The following is a 17,910-nucleotide window of genomic DNA, read 5'->3' as shown; positions in this document are numbered from 1 at the left end:
AACCACCTAGGCGGCCTCGCCGACGATCCCGGCGTAGCCGTTCTGTTCGAGTTGCAGTGCCAAATCCTTGTCGCCGGACTTGATCACCCTGCCCTTGGACAGGACATGGACGGAATCGGGCACGATGTATTCCAGCAGGCGCTGATAGTGGGTGATGACGATCATGGCACGGTCAGGCGAGCGCAGCGCATTGACGCCGTCGGCCACCACCTTCAACGCATCGATGTCGAGGCCTGAATCCGTCTCGTCGAGGACACAGAGTTTCGGCTCGAGCAACGTCATCTGCAGGATCTCGGCACGCTTCTTCTCGCCGCCGGAGAAGCCGACGTTGAGCGGGCGCTTCAGCATCGCCATGTCCATGTCGAGGCGGCCGGCCGCCTCGCGGACCTTCTTCATCAGGTCGGGGATCTTCAGTTCCGGCTCGCCGCGCGCGCGACGCTGCGCGTTGAGCGCGACCTTGAGGAACTCCATCGTCGCCACGCCGGGGATCTCAAGCGGATACTGGAACGCCAGGAAGACGCCCTTGGCGGCCCGCTCGGCCGGGTCCATCTCCAGGATCGACTCGCCATTGTAGAGGATGTCGCCCTCGGTGACCTCGTAGTCCTCGCGCCCGGCGAGGATGTAGGACAGCGTCGACTTGCCCGAGCCGTTCGGCCCCATGATCGCGGCCACTTCGCCGCCTTTGACCGTCAGGTTCAGCCCGCGGATGATTTCCGTGCCGGTCTCGGCGATGCGGGCATGGAGGTTTCTGATTTCAAGCATTGCTAATCCCGTCGTGCTTACCGCCGGAAGTGCCCGCGATGGCGAGCAATCCGGCCATTATACCCAGGTTCTTCGTGAAGAGCTGGAACTGCATCGCAGCCTCTTCACCACCCAGCACCCAGAAAGGGTGCAAATAGTAATTCACCACCGCCACGTAGGCGATCAGTCCGAACGCCGCCGGGACGACCATCCTGCCCACGATCAGCGCACCTCCTCCCGCGATCTGCGCTATCATCGCCACAAGGACGAACGGCAAAGGCGTCCTGAACTCCGCATCCGCCAGCATCCCGGTCATGTAGTCCATCGCGGCCATTTTCAGGATGGCCGACCCGAGAAAGAAGATGCCAAATGCGACCCGGGCGACCGCTAGCAACAATCACCCCACGCTTCCCTCGAGACTGATCCCGATCAGCTTCTGCGCCTCCACCGCGAACTCCATCGGCAGTTCCTGGATCACCTCGCGCACGAAGCCGCCGACGATCAGCGCCACGGCCTCCTCTTCCGGGATGCCGCGCTGCATGACGTAGAACAGCTGGTCCTCGGAGATCTTCGAGGTCGTCGCCTCGTGCTCGAACTGCGCGGTGGCGTTCTTGGCCTCGATGTAGGGCACCGTGTGCGCGCCGCAGTCGTTGCCGATCAGAAGCGAGTCGCACTGCGTGAAGTTGCGCGCGTTGGTGGCCTTGCGGTGGGCCGAGACCTGGCCCCGATAGGTGTTGTTCGAGTGCCCTGCCGAGATGCCCTTGGAGATGATGCGGCTCGACGTGTTCTTGCCGAGATGGATCATCTTGGTGCCCGAGTCGATCTGCTGGTAGCCGTTCGAGACAGCGATCGAATAGAATTCGCCGCGCGAATCGTCGCCGCGCAGGATGCAGGACGGATACTTCCAGGTGATCGCGGAGCCGGTCTCGACCTGCGTCCACGAGATCTTCGACCGGTCGCCGCGGCAATCGCCGCGCTTGGTCACGAAGTTGTAGATGCCGCCCTTGCCATCCTTGTCGCCCGGATACCAGTTCTGCACCGTCGAGTACTTGATCTCGGCATCGTCCAGGGCCACCAGTTCGACGACCGCCGCGTGCAGCTGGTTCTCGTCGCGCTGCGGCGCCGTGCAGCCTTCGAGGTAGGAGACATAGGCTCCCTCCTCCGCGATGATCAGCGTGCGCTCGAACTGGCCGGTGTTCTTCTCGTTGATGCGGAAGTAGGTCGACAGCTCCATGGGGCAGCGCACGCCCTTGGGCACGAACACGAACGAACCGTCGGTGAAGACCGCGGAGTTCAGCGTCGCATAGTAATTGTCGGTCGTCGGCACCACCGACCCCAGATACTTCTTCACCAGTTCCGGATGATCGCGGATCGCTTCCGAGATGGCGCAGAAGATGACGCCGGCCTTGGCGAGTTCCTTCTTGAACGTCGTCACCACCGAGACGGAATCGAAGACGGCGTCGACGGCCACGCGGCCCGACTTGTAGACGTTGTCGTTGGCCAGCTCGTCGTTTTCGCCTTCGGCAACGGGCTTCTGCACGCCCGCCAGGATCTCCTGCTCCTTGAGCGGGATGCCGAGCTTCTCGTAGACCTTAAGGAGTTCCGGATCGACCTCGTCGAGGGACTTGGGACCCGCCTGCGCCTTCGGCGCGGCGTAGTAGTAGATGTCCTGAAAATCGATCTTCGGATAGTTCACCCGCGCCCAGGTGGGCTCCTCGAGCGTCAGCCAGCGCCGATAGGCACCGAGGCGCCACTCGAGCATCCATTCGGGCTCGCCCTTCTTGGCGGAAATGAATCGGATCGTGTCTTCGCTCAGACCCTTGGGGGCCTTGTCCATCTCGATGAACGATTCGAACCCGTACTTGTACTGGTCCACGTCGATCTTGCGGACCTGCTCGATCGTTTCCTGCACAGCAGGCATCAGCGTTCTCCATCCTTGCCGGGTTCAAGGCCCGGCAGTTTTCAAACTATGGCACCGCATTGTCGGCGTGTGCCTCATGTAGTGCATCCGGTCGGCGAATTCACCCCGATCGGGGGCAGGAATCGTCCGGATTTCTCCCCTTTTCGTCACGCTTCCCGGTCATGCCGCTCGGCTCGCGCCGGACTGGCGCGCCACGATCGCGGCCAAAGCCTGCCGAAACGCCTCCACCTCCCGGTCGGTCGTAGAAATCCCGATCGAGACGCGCAATGCGCCCGCATTCTCGCCAAATCCCATCGCCTTCAGCACATGGCTCGGGCCGACCTTGCCCGACGAACAGGCCGATCCGGCCGACAGCGCGATGCCGGCGAGGTCGAAGGCGATCTGCGCCGTCTCCGCCTTCATGCCGGGCAATTCGAAGAACACCGTGTTCTGCAGGCGCGGCGATTCCTTGCCGAAGATGGTCGCGCCGGGCGCGTTTTCCAGCACCGCCGCCTCGATCGCATCGCGCCGGCGGCCGACTTCTTTCATGGACGAGAGGTTTTCCGCAGCGTCCATGGCCGCCGCGCCGAAGCCCGCGATGGCGGCGACGTTCTCGGTGCCAGCCCGATGGCCCTTTTCCTGTCCGCCGCCGGAAACCAGCGGCCGCGGCATCAGGAGACCGGAGGCGGCGACGATCGCACCCGCCCCTTTCGGCCCGCCGATCTTGTGCGAAGACAGAATCAGGAAATCCGCCCAACCCTCGGAAATGTCGAGCCTTATCCGGCCCGCCGCCTGCACCGCATCGAACACCGTCAGCGCACCGGCGGCCTTGGCGATGCGACCGATCTCGGCCACCGGCTGGATCACCCCGGTCTCGTTGTTGGCGACGTGGATCGCCACCATCGCCATCCCGCTCGCGCGGTCGTGTCCGGCAAGCGCGGCTTCCAGCGCATCGAGATCGAGGAGGCCGTTGCCGAGGACCGGCAGAACGGTCACGTCTTCGGGCGCGAAGGAGCCGCCGCCGAGGATGCAGGGATGATCGGATGCGGCAACCAGAAGACGCGAGACCCGCAGCGGCCCGCGGCCCATGCGCCAGTCAGGCGTAAGCAGCATGGAGGCGGCTTCCGTCGCGCCCGAGGTGAACACCACGTGCTCCTCGCCGGCGTTGACCAGTCCCGCCACCTGACGCCGCGCCTTTTCCACGATGCGCCGTGCCGTCCTGCCCTCCGCGTGGACCGAGGAAGGGTTTCCCTCGACCTCCAGCGCCGACAGCATGGCCGCGCGCGCCGACGCCGCCAGCGGTGCGCTGGCATTGTAGTCGAGATATGCGCGTTCCATTGCCATCTGTGAGGGCGGTTCCGGTGGAGGCGGGACGGCGGATGTCGCAATTTCCTTGAAATCGCTGAGCCAGACGTCCTATTTAGCCGCTTCGTTCAGGTCGGCGGAAGACAGCCGAGTTTTGAACTATTCTAAACTAGGTTCTATGGAGGCATCGGCCCCGCGTCAAGGGCGGACCTCCGCGCCGGATCGACCATCCGTGCCCGACGTAAACTGGAGTACCAATGCCCGAAGTCATCTTCGCCGGTCCGGATGGCCGTCTCGAAGGCCGCTATCAGCCCTCGACGGAAAAGAACGCGCCGATCGCCCTCGTGCTGCATCCGCATCCCCAGTTCGGCGGAACCATGAACAACAAGATCGTCTACGATCTGTTCTACATGTTCCAGAAGCGGAATTTTACCACGCTGCGCTTCAACTTCCGCGGGATCGGCCGCAGCCAGGGCGAGTTCGACCATGGCGCCGGCGAATTGTCGGATGCGGCCTCCGCGCTCGACTGGGTCCAGTCGCTGCACCCGGATTCCAAGAGCTGCTGGGTGGCGGGTTACTCTTTCGGCGCCTGGATCGGCATGCAGCTGTTGATGCGGCGCCCCGAGATCGAGGGCTTCATCTCGATCGCCCCGCAGCCCAACATCTACGACTTCTCCTTCCTGGCGCCCTGCCCCTCCTCAGGCCTGATCATCCATGGCGACCAGGACAAGGTCGCGCCGCAGAAGGACGTGCAGGGACTGGTCGACAAGCTGCATTCCCAGAAGGGCATCACGATCACGCAGAAGATCATGCCCGGCGCCAACCACTTCTTCTCCAACGACGCCGAGCTTCTGATCTCGGAATGCTCGGACTATCTCGACCGGCGCCTCGCCGGCGAACTTGCCGACCCGCGGCCAAAACGTCTGCGCTAGGAACGCCGGATGTACCAGCCGCCGCATTTTCGCGAGACGCGGCTGGACGTCCTGCACGATCTCATCCGATCCGAGCCGCTCGGACTGCTCGTCACCAACGGGCCGGACGGTCCGGTCGCCAATCCGCTGCCCTTCCTGCTCGACACGGATACGCCCAACGGGACCCTTCGCGCACACTGCGCGCGGGCGAACCCCGTGTGGCGGGAGATCCAGGCCGATCCCGACATGCCGGTGCTCGTCGTTTTCCAAGGGCCGCAGGCCTATGTGACGCCGTCCTGGTACGCGACGAAGCAGGAGACCGGAAAGGTCGTACCGACCTGGAACTACGTGATCGTGCAGGCGCGCGGGCGTGCGGAGGTTTTCGAGGGCGCCGACTGGCTCTCGAAGCAGATCAGAAACCTCACCGAAAGCCATGAGGCCACGCGCGAAAAACCCTGGGCAGTCGACAACGCTCCGGCCGACTTCGTCGCCGCGCAGACCCGCGGCATCGTCGGCATCCGCATCGAGATCGCTTCGCTCGAAGGCAAGTGGAAGGTGAGCCAGAACCGGCCGCCCGAAGACCGGACCCGGGTGGCCGCGGGATATGATGAGGCGGAACGGCCCGACATGGCCGGGCTGGTGCGGACCTACGGAGCCGAACGCGGCTAGCGCATGGGTTCGGGCCGCGCCAGAATGCCGCCCGTCACTGCCTCCCGGCAGCCCGTCGTGGTCGGAAAGGTCAGCGGCAGGCCACGCGCCGACCGGATCGCCAGATAGGCCCAGGCTTCCGCCTCCATCGCGTCGCCGTCGAAACCGGCGTCTTCGGCGAGGATCACCTGCGCCGACGATTGTTCCGCGCCAGTGCGGAGATCGGCCATGATATGCGGGTTTTTGCGTCCGCCGCCGCAGACGATCCACAGCTTCGGTGCCTCCGGCATCTGCTCGGCTGCCTTGAGGATCGCCTCGGCCGAGACGGCGGCCAGCGTGCGGGCACCGTCCGCGAGTTCGAGGCCGGCGGCATCCTCCAGCGTGAAATCCAGCCGGTCGAGCGATTTCGGCGCGCGGCGTTCGAAGAACGGGTTCTCCAGATAGCGGTCGACGACCGCCCGCACGACGCCGCCCTCGCTGGCGATCATGCCGTCGGCGTCGAAGGGCACGCCACCCTCCGCCGACACCCATCGATCGATGAGCGCGTTCCCTGGTCCCGAATCGAAGGCGACCGGATCGCCCTGTGCCGGAACGTAAGTCACATTGGAAATCCCGCCGATGTTGACGAAGGCCACGGGAAACGAGCCGCGCCATTCCTGAGGCAGCGAGCGCGCCAGCGCGGCATGGTAGACCGGGACCAGGGGGGCGCCCTGCCCTCCGTATTCCATGTCTCTCGCCCGCATGTCATGCACCACGGACACGCCCGTCTCGCGCGCAAGCAGCAGCCCGTCTCCCAGTTGCACGGTCAGCGCCTTCTCCGGCCGGTGCAGCACCGTCTGGCCGTGGAAGCCGATCATGTCGATCTTCTGCGCCGGGAACTTTGTCCGGAACGTCTTCACCGCCTCGGCATGGCGCATCGTCAGGCCGCGTTCGAGCGCCGACAGGTCGCCCGGACGCTCGTCCCGCCGCAAAATCTGCTTCGCGGTCTCCAGCCCGGCCTCGATCCGGCGCCGGAACGCCGCTTCGTAGGGCACGAACATCGAGGGACCGCGCCGCACCTCGCCTTCGCCGTCGCTCTCGACCATGGCGAGGTCGATGCCGTCCATCGAGGTGCCGCTCATCAGGCCGAGCGCGCGGATCAGGGCCATCGGCCATGCTCTTCTTGTGATTCCATCGCTCGCGATGCTAAAGCCCCGCATCCTCAAATGCCACGGCGCCCATGCCGCGCCACCCACCGGAAGCAATGACGATGACGGCCTTCAAATCCGATTTCCTGCGCACGCTGTCCGAGCGCGGCTTCATCCACCAGATTTCGGATGAAACCGGGCTCGACGATCTTTTCGCGAAGGAGACGGTCAGCGGCTATATCGGCTTCGATGCGACGGCGAAGAGCCTGCATGCCGGTTCGCTGATCCAGATCATGATGCTCTACTGGATGCAGCAGACCGGCCACCGGCCGATCGCGCTCATGGGCGGCGGCACGTCGATGATCGGCGATCCCTCCTTCAAGGACGAGGCGCGCAAGCTGCTCACGCCCGCCGACATCGAGGACAACCTGTCCGGCATCCGGCAGAACTTCGCCTCCTACCTCTCCTTCGGCGACGGTCCGAAGGACGCGCTGATGATCAACAATGCCGACTGGCTGATGGGCATCAACTATGTCGAGTTCCTGCGCGACGTCGGCCGGCACTTCTCCGTCAACCGGATGTTGTCCTTCGATTCGGTCAAGCTAAGGCTCGACCGGGAGCAGTCGCTTTCGTTCCTCGAATTCAACTACATGATCCTGCAGGCGTACGACTTCGTGGAGCTCAACCGGCGCTACGATTGCCGGCTCCAGATGGGCGGCTCCGACCAGTGGGGCAACATCGTCAACGGCATCGACCTCGGCCACCGGCTCGGCACGCCGCAGCTCTACGCGCTGACCTCGCCGCTGCTCACCACCTCGTCGGGTGCAAAGATGGGCAAGTCCGCGTCGGGCGCCGTCTGGCTGTCGCCGGAGATGCTGAGCCCCTACGAATTCTGGCAGTACTGGCGCAACACCGAGGACGCAGACGTCGGCCGCTTCCTGAAGCTCTACACGACCATGCCCATGGACGAGGTTGCGCGGCTTGCGGCGCTCGCCGGGAGCGAGATCAACGAGGCAAAGAAGGTACTGGCGACCGAGATCACGGCCATGCTGCACGGTCGCGACGCGGCGGAACAGGCGGCCGAGACCGCGCGCAAGACCTTCGAGGAAGGCGCGCTCGCCGAAAGCCTGCCGACCGTGGAGATCGCGGCCGGCGACCTCGATGCCGGCATCGGCATTCTCGCCCTCTTCGTGCGCGCAGGGCTCGCCGGATCCAACGGCGAGGCGCGGCGTCACGTGCAAGGCGGTGCGGTGCGGCTCAACGACCAGCCGGTTTCGGACGAGCGCAAGGCGGTCGGTTCCTCCGAACTCACGTCCGAAGGCGTCATCAAGCTGTCTCTCGGCAAGAAGAAGCACGTCCTGGTCCGGCCCGTGTAGGACCGGGAACTCTCCTCCGTCAGTCGTATTCGAAGATCGACCGGAAGATGCCCGGCGCCACGGCGGACAGGGGGTTGACCTCGAGCCGCGGCTCCTTCGCGTCGCCCGCCAGCCGGAAGGTGATGCCGATCAGCCCGCGGTCGCGGCCATTGCCGAGAATCTGCCCGAACAGCGGTATCTCGCCGAAGATGCGGTTGATGCCGTAGGCGGGCATGAACGTGCCGGTCATGTTCATGTTGTTCTGCTGGTCGTAGAACGTTCCCTTGAACGTCGCGCCGATCGACGGGCCTCTCAGCACGCCGCGATCGATGGCGAGATAACCGTCGCCCTTCTCGATCAGCGCAAAGCCCCGCTCGAAGTTGGCCCGCTGGTCGTCCAGATTGCGCCGCACCGCCTGGGCGAGGCTGCGGCCGTCGCTTTCGGGCAGCGGCGCGGAGATCAGCGAGCGCAGCTTGGGCTCGTTGACGATGGCGAAGTCCCGCGCTTCCACCTGTCCCGTGAGCGGCCCGTTGGCGGTGGCCGCGAGCGCCACGCGGATCACGCCGCCCTGCATGTATTCGTAGATGTTCAGGAACCGCACCAGCGCGCCGGCATCGCCCGAATCGATGCGCACCGAGCGTCCGTCCGAATCCGTTTCGTTGATAATGCCGACCTCGGCTCCGCTCGCCGTGCGGGCCGATATCTGCAGGGTGCCGAGATCGGTTCCCGTTCCACGGAGCTTCACGACGACGTCGGACAGCGTTTCCCGGCCGAACCCGGTCGTTCTGGCAACCGAAGCGTCGAGCGTGATCGGCACGGATTCGACCGCTTTCTCCGCCTTCTCGGTCTCGGCGAGGTAGAGTTTGATGAGCGAGCGTGCATCGAAGGAAGCGCCGCCCACCTTGATGACGTAGCCGCGGCCCTGTTTCGTCAGCGACATCGTCGCGTCGTCGCCGCGGTTCAGCGCGACCTTGCCGAACCTGGCTTCCGCGAGTTCGCCGCCCGCGATGCGAAGCTCGCCCTCGACCGCGAAGGTCTCACCGTTCAGCTTGAAGTCGGAGAGCGAGATCCGGTCTCCGTCGCTCGTCATAGTGAAGGTGGCGGTGGCCGGAATGCCCTTGCCCTTGCTCCAGCCGACCCACGGAAAGGAGAGCCGCGCCTCCTTGAGGTCCGCTTTCATCCGTTGCGTCCCGCCCTCCTCCAGGCTGACTGCGACCTTCACCGGCCCCGAAAGCATCTCGTTGAGGCCGGGCGCGATCCTTTCGCGCGCCGCGTCGTCCAGGATCAGCGACACGGCGCGGTCGCGCGCGGGCCCCTGGTCGCCGAGCGGCTCGGTGAGCTTCAGCTCGGCGGGCATGCCGTTGAGCTTCGCCGACGCCTCGATGACGGCTTTTTGGGGATCGACCTTGATCGTCCCTTTCGCCTGGGTGACCTCCTGGCCCTCGAAGGGCTGCGCGATCGACAGGTTGTCGTAGGTCAGGTCCACCTCCCAATCGAGATGCTCGATCGGGAAATCGTTGCGCAGCGGAATCTCGGCCCGCACGTTGCCCGCCGCCTGGCCCGAAAAATCCTCCGGTTTCAGCTCGAGGTGCCGCATGGCGTCGATCGGCTTGTAGGAAGCGAACTCGACCACGGCGGGCGCCTCGCCCTTAACGTCGATGTCCATGTAGCCGATCGTCGGCTTGGACTCGACGTTGCGGATCAGGAAACTGCCGTTCTCGGCCGAGAGCGTCCGCCCCGTCGGCATGAAGACGGTTCCCGAAGAGAGTGAGATGTCGACGTCCGACCCCTGGAAATCGACGACGCCGAACGCGTCGCGCACGGCCGGCAGGTCTCCGGTGATGTCGAAACGGGTGTCGTCGACCTCGAAATGCCCGTTCACCTCCTCGCCGTTCAGCGCCACGCCGTTGCCGAGCCGCCCGGCCGGAACGCGGAAGCGGATCCGCGAATCGCGCACCGTCCCACCGAAGACGTTTGCCAGCACCCAGGAACGCGCGCCGGTCGCGACCTCCGAGGGCCACAGCTGCTTGGCGTGGGCGACCGGCATGTTCGGCACGTCGAGCGCCAGCGCGATGGCCGGCGCGCCGTTCCCGAACCCGACCGTCGCCTGGCCGACGAGTTCGCCCTGTCCCGTCCGCACGCCGATCTCGGACGCGGTGAGCACTTCCTCCGTCGGAGCGAAGGTTCCGGCCACCCTGGCGGCGAAGGGGAGCGCCGGCTCGGGCACGTCCTGGGCAGCGGCCCGTGATCCGTTGGAGACGAACTCCCACCGGTATGCGGGCGGGCCGCCGGCTTCGCTCGCTGGCGCCGGGCCGAACGCGCCGTTGAACAGCAAGGTGGACCGTCGCGTCGCCAGCCGGACGCGCTCGAACTCGACCTTGCCGGTACCGCTCTTCAGCAGGCCGCCGATCTCGACGTCGCCAACGAGCGGCTGCATCTCGGGGAGCGCCACGACGAGATCCTGCGAGCGCGCCTTGAAACGCAGTTGCGCCGGCGCGCCCGGAAGCCGCAACCCGCGCAGCGACACTTCGGACCGGCCCGAAAGGACCGAAGGCGATGGCTCCGTATCGAGGGTGTTCCTGTCGAGCCCGATGTCGGCGGTGAGCGCGAACCGCGTGCCGCCGTCGCGCCGGGTGGGCGGTTGCGCGGTGCCGTCGATGCTGACGGGATGCCCGTCGAATTCCAGCGCGGCGGAAAGCTGAAGCACGCCTTCCTCGCTGGTCCACGCTTGCGCTGTCTCGATCGCCAGCGTCCGGGCGGCGTCGCCCTTGCCGAGGCGCACGGTGACGTGGTCGAGCGAGATTCGCGGCGCGGCCCGTCCCCGCAGCCCGGCCAAGGCGTGGTCGATCGTTCCGAAGACACTCGCGACGATCAGATCGGGATCGAACAGTCCCCGCTCGTCGCGCAGGCCGGCCGACCAGTCCCCGCCATCGTCCTTCGCAAGCAGCGCCGGCTCGATGGTGGCATCCGCCAGCCTGATCTCGGTCAATTGGAGATCGCCGCCGAGAAGCGGCCATATCGCCACGCCGAACCGGATGGCGCCCGCGCGCGCGAAAACGGTGCCGCCGGGCGGGGTGGCGAGCGCTACGTCGGGGATTTCCAGCGCCAGCAGCCGCGAACTGTCGAGGGAAAATCCCGCCGGCCCCGCCTGGACCTCGATCGGCGCACCGGCCAGGGCGCTGATCGCCGCGGACGCCTCCCGCTTCAGCCGTTCGCTTCCGAGCCCCGCCGTACCGGCGAGATAGAGCGTGCCGAGGCCGACGACGCACAGCAGGACCAGCCCCAGCAGGGACATGGCAATCCGGCGCGCCCAGGCGCCCGCGCCGCGCCGCGACGGCCGGCGCGGTTCCATGGTGTGCGCGGACGGATACTTCTCAAGTGCGGTGATTTCATCGCGCCTGAAACGGACCCGTTCGTGCCGTTCTGTTCTTTTTTCCACCGCCTGCCCGTCAGCGCGTGTGATCCATGGACGAATCCACGGCGTTCATTATATGGCGAACCGGCTTCCGGTCACCGAGAAAGAAAGGATCGAAGATGCCCCTACCCGAGATCGGTCAGGATGCAGTGGATTTCGAACTCCCGCGCGATGGCGGCGGGACCATCAGTCTCTCGGCCTTGCGCGGGAAAAACGTCGTCCTGTTCTTCTATCCGAAGGACGACACCAGCGGATGCACCGCGGAATCCGTCGATTTCTCCGCCCTCCAGGCGGAATTCGACGAGGCCGGTGCGTCTGTCGTCGGTATCTCGCCCGATAGCGCAAAAAGTCATGACAAATTCAAGGCGAAGCACGGATTGTCCGTGATACTCGCCTCGGACGAGGAAAAGTCCACGCTGGAGGCCTATGGCGTATGGACGGAAAAGAGCATGTACGGGCGCAAGTACATGGGCGTCGAGCGCACGACCGTGCTGGTCGGACCGGACGGAAAGGTGCGTCAGGTCTGGCCGAAAGTGAAGGTCCCGGGCCACGCGCAAGCCGTCCTCGACGCCGTCAAGGCGTCCTGACGGCCAGCGTCGGGACCGTGGAAAACGGCGCATACCGTCCCGAGAGCCTGCGCGGCGGCTGCGTCGATGCCGTGTCCGCCGCCGACCTCGACCGGAAGACGGCTATCGTGCGCGCGGTCGCCGAGCGCTGGTTCTCGCGCTCGATCTCCATCCTGAGCCCGCTCGATCCGCTCCCGCCGGACATGCCGGGCCGGCCTGAGCGGCCGGCGCTGGTCGAGCCGCGCCACGTGCCCCGGCGCGGCCTGCACACGCAGAAGGGTCGCATGGCGCTCATCCACGCGCTCTGCCACATCGAGCTCAATGCGATCGACCTCGCGCTCGACATCGTGGCGCGGTTCGCGGCCGAGCGGCCGCCGGCGAGCTTCTTCGACGGCTGGATGCAGGTCGCATTCGAGGAGGCGAAGCACTTCACGCTGCTGCGCAATCGCCTGCGCGACCTCGGCGGCGACTATGGCGATCTGCCGGCGCATGGCGGCCTTTGGGAAGCCGCGCACACGACCCGCAACTACCTGCATGCGCGGCTCGCCGTGGTGCCGCTGATCCTCGAGGCGCGCGGTCTCGACGTCACGCCTTCGCTGTTGGAAAAGATGGTCGAGACCGGCGACGCGGAAACCGCGGCGATCCTGCGCATCATCTACGAGGACGAGAAGAAGCACGTCGCGATCGGCGCCAAGTGGTTCCGCTTCTACTGCGCCCGCGAGCGCATCAACCCCGCGCAACGGTTCCAGGAACTGGTGCGCGCGAACTTCCGCGGCGACCTGAAGCCGCCGTTCAACGACCGCGCGCGCTCGGAAGCCGGCCTCACCCCCCTCTTCTACCGCGCCCTGACCGCGTCATCGCGCTGACAGACAGCCGTCGGGGCCGGCCGAAAACCTTTCTTAACCCTAACGATGTCTAATCAGCTTCCGTAAAGTTTGCCCATGGAAGCAGTATCCGGTGTCACAAACCCGTCCGTCTGCCGTATTCGGAAAGCGCAAGGAACCTCACACGATCATCATCGCCCATGGCGATGACATCAGGCACTTCACGATACGGCCATGGATGGCCGCGCTCTGCGGCTCGGTGCTCGCCGCGGTCGCCATCGGCTATCTTCTCGCAACCTCCTATCTCGTGCTGCGCGACGACCTGATCGGTGCGACGGTGGCCCGGCAGGCACGGCTGCAGCAGGCCTACGAGGACCGCATCTCCGCGCTGCGGACCCAGGTCGACCGCATCACCAGCCGGCAGCTGCTCGACCAGCGGCTGATGGAAGATAAGGTGGCCGAACTCCTCGACCGACAGGAAGAACTGTCGGAGCGCAACGGACGCATGCTGCCGCTCCTCGAAAAGGCGACGGGCGCCGCCGCTGGCACCTCGGATATTCCCATTCCCCCCGCGAAGCCGGAGGTTCGCGCCGATATCGTGCTCTCGAACGCCTATGCCGCCTCCGGCGTCGCGAATTCGGCCGCCGCCGCCCTGGCGCGCATCACCTCGCGCTCACCGGCCATCCAAGGAGAATCCGTTTCGGTCGCGGACCGGGCCGATCTGATCTTCGTGACCATCAACAAGTCGCTGCGGGAAATCGAAACCCGCCAGATCAAGAAGATCAGGACACTCACCGAGAACGCCTACAAGACTGCCGACACGATCGTCTCCGCGCTGGAATCAGCCGGGCTGAAGATCGACGAGACCTATGGCTCGAGCGACGCCGGCGGGCCGCTGGTGCCCATATCGGGAGCGGAGACCTTCGACAGCGAGGTCGAGGAACTGGACGAAGCACTGTCGAAGCTCGACAACGTCCGCAATGCGGCCACGAAGCTGCCGATCGCCAATCCCGCGCCCGGCCGTGTCGTCACCAGCGGTTTCGGGGTCAGGCGCGATCCGCTCATCGGCAAACCGGCCTTCCACGCCGGCATCGATTTCCGGGCATCGGTCGGCCTGCCGGTCCGTGCGACCGGGGCCGGCACGGTCTCGAGGGCTGCTTGGAACGGCGGCTATGGCCGGATGGTCGAGATCGACCACGGCAACGGGCTCACCACGAGGTTTGCCCATCTCAGCGAGATCAAGGTGTCGGACGGCCAGACGGTCGAGGCTGGTCAGCTTCTGGGCCTTGCCGGAAGCTCGGGACGATCGACGGGACCGCACATCCACTACGAGATCCGCCGCAACGAGAAGCCGTTGAACCCGGTGAAATTCCTCAAGGTCGGCAAGGAAATCGGAACGCTTCTCTAGCGCCCGATCCGCCCGGCCTATTCCAGGTCGGCGACCTGCCCCACCCCGCCGTCGATGCGCTGCGACAGCGACGCTTCCATGAACTCGTCGAGATCGCCGTCGAGCACGCCCTGCGGGTTGGTGTTTTCCACGCCCGTCCGAAGGTCCTTCACGAGCTGATAGGGCTGGAGCACGTAGGATCGGATCTGGTGTCCCCAGCCGATGTCCGACTTCGACGCCTCTGTCGCGTTCGCCGCCTCTTCGCGCTTTTGCAGTTCCACCTCGTAGAGGCGCGAACGCAGCATCTCCCAGGCCTTGGCCCGGTTCTTGTGCTGCGAGCGCTCCTGCTGGCAGGCGACGGCGATGCCCGTCGCCAGGTGCGTGATGCGCACGGCCGAATCGGTCGTGTTGATGTGCTGGCCACCCGAGCCCGACGCGCGATAGGTGTCGATGCGCACGTCCGACTCCGAAACCTCGATCTCGATGCTGTCGTCGATCACCGGGTAGACCCAGACGCTGGCGAAGGAGGTGTGCCGCCGCGCGTTGCTGTCATAGGGCGAGATGCGGACCAGGCGGTGCACGCCCGACTCCGTCTTCAGCCAGCCATAGGCGTTGTGGCCCTTGATATGCAGCGTGGCCGACTTGATGCCGGCCTCTTCGCCGTCGTGAAGTTCCAGCACTTCGACCTTGAATTTTCGCTGTTCGGCCCACCGCGTATACATGCGCAGGAGCATGTTCGCCCAGTCCTGGCTCTCGGTCCCGCCGGCGCCGGCGTGCACTTCGAGATAGGCGTCGTTCTTGTCCGCCTCGCCGGAGAGCATGGTCTCGATCTGGCGGGCGTCGATCTCCGACTTCAGGTCCCGGATGGAGGTCTCGGCTTCCTTGACGACATCCTCGTCGCCCTCTTCCTCGCCGAGCTCGATCAGCCCGACACCGTCGTCGAGGCTGGACGTGAGGCGCCTGATGGCGGCGATCTGATCCTCGAGCGACTGGCGCTCGCGCATCAGGTCCTGCGCTTTCTGGGGATCGTTCCAGAGCTCGCCGTCCTCGGCGAGCACGTTCAGATAGTCGAGACGCTTGACGGCCTGATCCCAGTCAAAGATGCCTCCTCAGCAGGCCTATGCCCTGCTTGATTTCGTCGACGAGGTACTGCGTTTCCGCGCGCATGGCAGCTTGCCTGCTCTTTCCGTTCCGAAGGTTGATGGATCGCGGCGGACCATATGGGGATGGTCCGCCGCTGTAAAGATTTCACCACATAGGATGATGGTCGGCGAAGATCAATAAAGCCCGCCGCCGCCGGTCTGGATCGCGCGGCTGGCCGATGGTGAGATCGCGGCCCCGCTTTGCGAGGTGCCGAAGTCGCCGCCGATGATGGAGTAGCTGTCGGCCGGCCCGGTGCCGGGCTTGAAGGCTTCCATGATCACGCCGGGCTGGCCTTCGGCCGCCTGCATGCCGGTCTGGCGGTTGATGGCGATCAGCTTCATGCCTTCCGGGACCTGGAATTCCACCGGCCGCATGTCCTTCAGCGCCTCGGCCATGAACTCCTTGAAGATCGGCGCCGCGAGGCCGCCGCCGGTCGAGCCCTTGCCCATCGGCTTGGGCTGGTCGTAGCCCATGTAGACGCCGACCACGATGTCGGGCGTGTAGCCGACGAACCAGGCGTCCTTCTCCTCGTTGGTCGTTCCGGTCTTGCCGGCGATCGGGCGGCCGAGTTCCGCAACCGTCGTCGCGGTGCCCCGCTGCACGACGCCTTCCATCATCGAGGTCATCTGATAGGCGGTCATGGGATCGAGTACCTGCTCGGAATTGTCGATCAGTTCAGGCTCCGGCTGGCCGTTCCAGGCGGTCGAATTGCAGCCATCGCAGCCGCGCTCGTCGTGCTTGTAGACGGTCTTGCCGTAGCGGTCCTGAATACGGTCGATGAGCGACGGCTTGATCGACTTGCCGCCGTTGGCGAACACCGAATAGGCCGACACCATGCGCATGACCGTCGTCTCGCCCGAGCCGAGCGACATGGCGATGTGCGGCGGCATCTTGTCGTAGACGCCGAAACGCTCGGCGTACTCGGCGACCAGCGGCATGCCCATGTCGTTGGCCAGACGCACCGTCATCAGGTTGCGCGAGCGCTCGATGCCGGCCCGAAGGGTCGAGGGACCGGCGGACTTGCCGCCGTAGTTCTTGGGCGACCACACCTCGTTGCCGATGGTGATGGTGATCGGCGCGTCGAGCACCACCGATGCCGGCGTGTAGCCGTTATCGAGTGCCGCAGCATAGACGAACGGCTTGAAAGACGAACCGGGCTGCCGGTAGGCCTGCGTCGCGCGGTTGAATTCCGACTGCGAGAACGAAAAGCCGCCCACCATGGCCAGCACGCGGCCGGTGTGAGGATCCATGGCCACGAGTCCGCCGCCGACCTGCGGCACCTGCCGCAGCGTCCAGCCGTCGCCTTCCGGCTTCTTTTCCACGTACGCGACGTCGCCGGGCTGCAGCACGTCGGCCGGCGTGTTCGCCTTCAGGCGCTTGCCGTCGACGATGTGGCTCATCGCCCACTTCATGTCCTCGGTCGAAATGGAAATCTCCTCGCGCTCGGCGACGACCTCGCCGGAGACCTCACGCCCCGGCTGCAATCCGAGCGTCAGCCCGTCCGCGCCCGCGTCGAGCACGACGCCGAGTTTCCACTCCGGCACGTCGCTCAGCGCCGGCACTTCGGCGAGCGGCACACCCCAGTCGCCGGAGATGTCGATCTGGGTCACCGGGCCGCGATAGCCGCGCAGCGTGTCGTAGCGGATGAGGCCATGCTGGAGCGCCTTGCGGGCGATGACCTGGAGCTTCGGATCGAGCGTCGTACGCACCGAGAGCCCGCCCTCGTAGAGTGCGTCCTCGCCATAGCGATCCATGATCTCGCGGCGCACCTCCTCGGTGAAGTACTCGCCGGCGAAGAGATAATTGCCGCGGCTGCGGGGCTTGACGTTCAGGCCCTCCGCCTTGGCCTTCGCGCCTTCCGCGGCATCGACATAACCATTGGCCACCATCTGGTCGATCACCCAGTCGCGGCGCTCGATCGCGCGCTCCGTGTGGCGGAAGGGATGATAGTTCGACGGACCCTTGGGCAACGAGGCCAGATAGGCCGCCTCGCCGACCGTCAACTCGTTGACCGACTTGTCGTAATAGGCGAGCGCCGCGCCCGCGATTCCGTAGGAACCGAGGCCGAAGAAGATCTCGTTGAGGTAGAGTTCGAAGATGCGGTCCTTGGAGTAGGCCTGCTCGATGCGGAAGGCCAGGATCATCTCCCGGATCTTGCGGTCGTAGGTCTGCTTCGACGTCAGGAGGAAGTTCTTCGCGACCTGCTGCGTGATCGTCGATGCGCCGACGGGACGACGGCCGGAGCCCATGTTCTGGACGTTGGTGAGGACGGCGCGCGTGAGGCCGGTCACGTCGATGCCGGGATGGGTGTAGAAGTTCTTGTCCTCGGCCGACAGGAACGCCGCCTTCACCCGGTCCGGAACGGCCTGGATCGGCAGGTAGAGACGCCGCTCGCGCGCGAACTCGCCCATGAGCGCCCCGTCGGCGGCATGGACGCGCGTGGTCACCGGCGGTTCGTACTTGGCGAGCACTTCGTAGTCGGGCAGATCGTCCGTCAGTTGGCTGATGTAGATGCCGACGCCGGCAGCCACGAGCAGGCCGAGCATGATCGCCACGCCGAAAAAATATCCAATGAGTCGAATCATACC

Annotated in this window: 14 protein-coding genes; 6 read left to right on the top strand and 8 right to left on the bottom strand. The window is 65.6% G+C overall.

Going from position 1 to position 17,910, the window contains the following annotated elements; all coding sequences use genetic code 11:
* Nucleotides 1–6 precede the first annotated feature (6 nt).
* The 4 genes from sufC to BSQ44_RS11845 all read right to left on the bottom strand — a co-directional run bounded on the left by sufC (nt 7) and on the right by BSQ44_RS11845 (nt 3,985).
* Complete coding sequence (gene sufC / locus BSQ44_RS11860; RefSeq protein ID WP_072604327.1) at nt 7–762, bottom strand: Fe-S cluster assembly ATPase SufC; 756 nt, start codon at nt 760–762, stop codon at nt 7–9.
* Nucleotides 755–1,138: a DoxX family protein gene (locus BSQ44_RS11855; RefSeq protein WP_072604325.1), complete on the bottom strand. Its 384-nt coding sequence runs from the start codon at nt 1,136–1,138 to the stop codon at nt 755–757. Before BSQ44_RS11855 ends, sufC begins: the two co-directional genes overlap by 8 nt.
* The gene (sufB, locus tag BSQ44_RS11850) at nt 1,139–2,662 is read right to left on the bottom strand and encodes a Fe-S cluster assembly protein SufB (protein WP_072604323.1); all 1,524 of its coding nucleotides are present in this window, start codon (nt 2,660–2,662) and stop codon (nt 1,139–1,141) included.
* Between the two features lie 159 nt (nt 2,663–2,821).
* A complete protein-coding gene (locus BSQ44_RS11845; protein WP_072604321.1) occupies nt 2,822–3,985 on the bottom strand; it encodes a cysteine desulfurase family protein in 1,164 nt (387 codons plus the stop codon).
* A gap of 218 nt (nt 3,986–4,203) precedes the next feature.
* Here BSQ44_RS11845 and BSQ44_RS11840 point away from each other — a divergent pair, with 218 nt between their 5' ends.
* Both BSQ44_RS11840 and BSQ44_RS11835 read left to right on the top strand, forming a co-directional pair.
* Nucleotides 4,204–4,878, top strand: a complete 675-nt coding sequence (locus BSQ44_RS11840) for an alpha/beta hydrolase (RefSeq protein WP_072604319.1) — start codon at nt 4,204–4,206, stop codon at nt 4,876–4,878.
* Nucleotides 4,879–4,887: 9 nt separating this feature from the next.
* Nucleotides 4,888–5,526: an FMN-binding negative transcriptional regulator gene (locus tag BSQ44_RS11835; protein WP_072604316.1), complete on the top strand. Its 639-nt coding sequence runs from the start codon at nt 4,888–4,890 to the stop codon at nt 5,524–5,526.
* On the opposite strand, the gene BSQ44_RS11830 is transcribed toward BSQ44_RS11835, so the two are convergent.
* Nucleotides 5,523–6,653, bottom strand: a complete 1,131-nt coding sequence (locus BSQ44_RS11830; protein WP_072604314.1) for an anhydro-N-acetylmuramic acid kinase — start codon at nt 6,651–6,653, stop codon at nt 5,523–5,525. The two genes, BSQ44_RS11835 and BSQ44_RS11830, sit on opposite strands and share 4 nt — an antisense overlap.
* Nucleotides 6,654–6,754: 101 nt before the next feature.
* On the opposite strand from BSQ44_RS11830, the gene tyrS reads away from it, so the two are divergent.
* Entirely contained in the window at nt 6,755–8,008 is a 1,254-nt protein-coding gene (gene tyrS, locus BSQ44_RS11825; RefSeq protein ID WP_072608018.1) for a tyrosine--tRNA ligase, read from the top strand.
* Between the two features lie 19 nt (nt 8,009–8,027).
* Here tyrS and BSQ44_RS11820 read toward each other — a convergent pair whose 3' ends face one another.
* On the bottom strand, nt 8,028–11,426 hold the full coding sequence (locus BSQ44_RS11820) for a YhdP family protein (protein WP_072604312.1): 3,399 nt from the start codon (nt 11,424–11,426) through the stop codon (nt 8,028–8,030).
* 95 nt (nt 11,427–11,521) lie between these two features.
* On the opposite strand from BSQ44_RS11820, the gene BSQ44_RS11815 reads away from it, so the two are divergent.
* From BSQ44_RS11815 to BSQ44_RS11805, 3 genes are all read left to right on the top strand, one after another.
* Nucleotides 11,522–11,989 carry a peroxiredoxin gene (locus tag BSQ44_RS11815; protein ID WP_072604310.1) on the top strand — a complete coding sequence of 156 codons (468 nt, stop codon included), beginning with the start codon at nt 11,522–11,524 and terminating at the stop codon, nt 11,987–11,989.
* A gap of 17 nt (nt 11,990–12,006) precedes the next feature.
* Nucleotides 12,007–12,834 carry a ferritin-like domain-containing protein gene (locus tag BSQ44_RS11810; protein WP_072604308.1) on the top strand — a complete coding sequence of 276 codons (828 nt, stop codon included), beginning with the start codon at nt 12,007–12,009 and terminating at the stop codon, nt 12,832–12,834.
* Nucleotides 12,835–12,925: 91 nt separating this feature from the next.
* Nucleotides 12,926–14,200: a M23 family metallopeptidase gene (locus tag BSQ44_RS11805; protein WP_072604306.1), complete on the top strand. Its 1,275-nt coding sequence runs from the start codon at nt 12,926–12,928 to the stop codon at nt 14,198–14,200.
* 17 nt (nt 14,201–14,217) lie between these two features.
* Here the strand turns inward: BSQ44_RS11805 and prfB are convergent.
* Nucleotides 14,218–15,346, bottom strand: a protein-coding gene (prfB, locus tag BSQ44_RS11800) for a peptide chain release factor 2 (protein ID WP_114579958.1) whose coding sequence is annotated in 2 segments (ribosomal slippage) — nt 14,218–15,279 and nt 15,281–15,346 — 1,128 coding nt in all. Because the reading frame shifts where the segments join, the coding sequence is not laid out codon by codon here.
* Between the two features lie 110 nt (nt 15,347–15,456).
* Nucleotides 15,457–17,907 (bottom strand): penicillin-binding protein 1A, encoded by a 2,451-nt coding sequence (locus BSQ44_RS11795; RefSeq protein WP_072604301.1) that lies wholly within the window; start codon nt 17,905–17,907, stop codon nt 15,457–15,459.
* Between the last annotated feature and the right edge of the window lie 3 nt (nt 17,908–17,910).

It is taken from the genome of Aquibium oceanicum, assembly GCF_001889605.1.
GTDB lineage: Bacteria > Pseudomonadota > Alphaproteobacteria > Rhizobiales > Rhizobiaceae > Aquibium > Aquibium oceanicum.
Note: the sequence above shows the minus strand (reverse complement) of the source record. Positions and strands in the feature narration are given on the sequence as shown.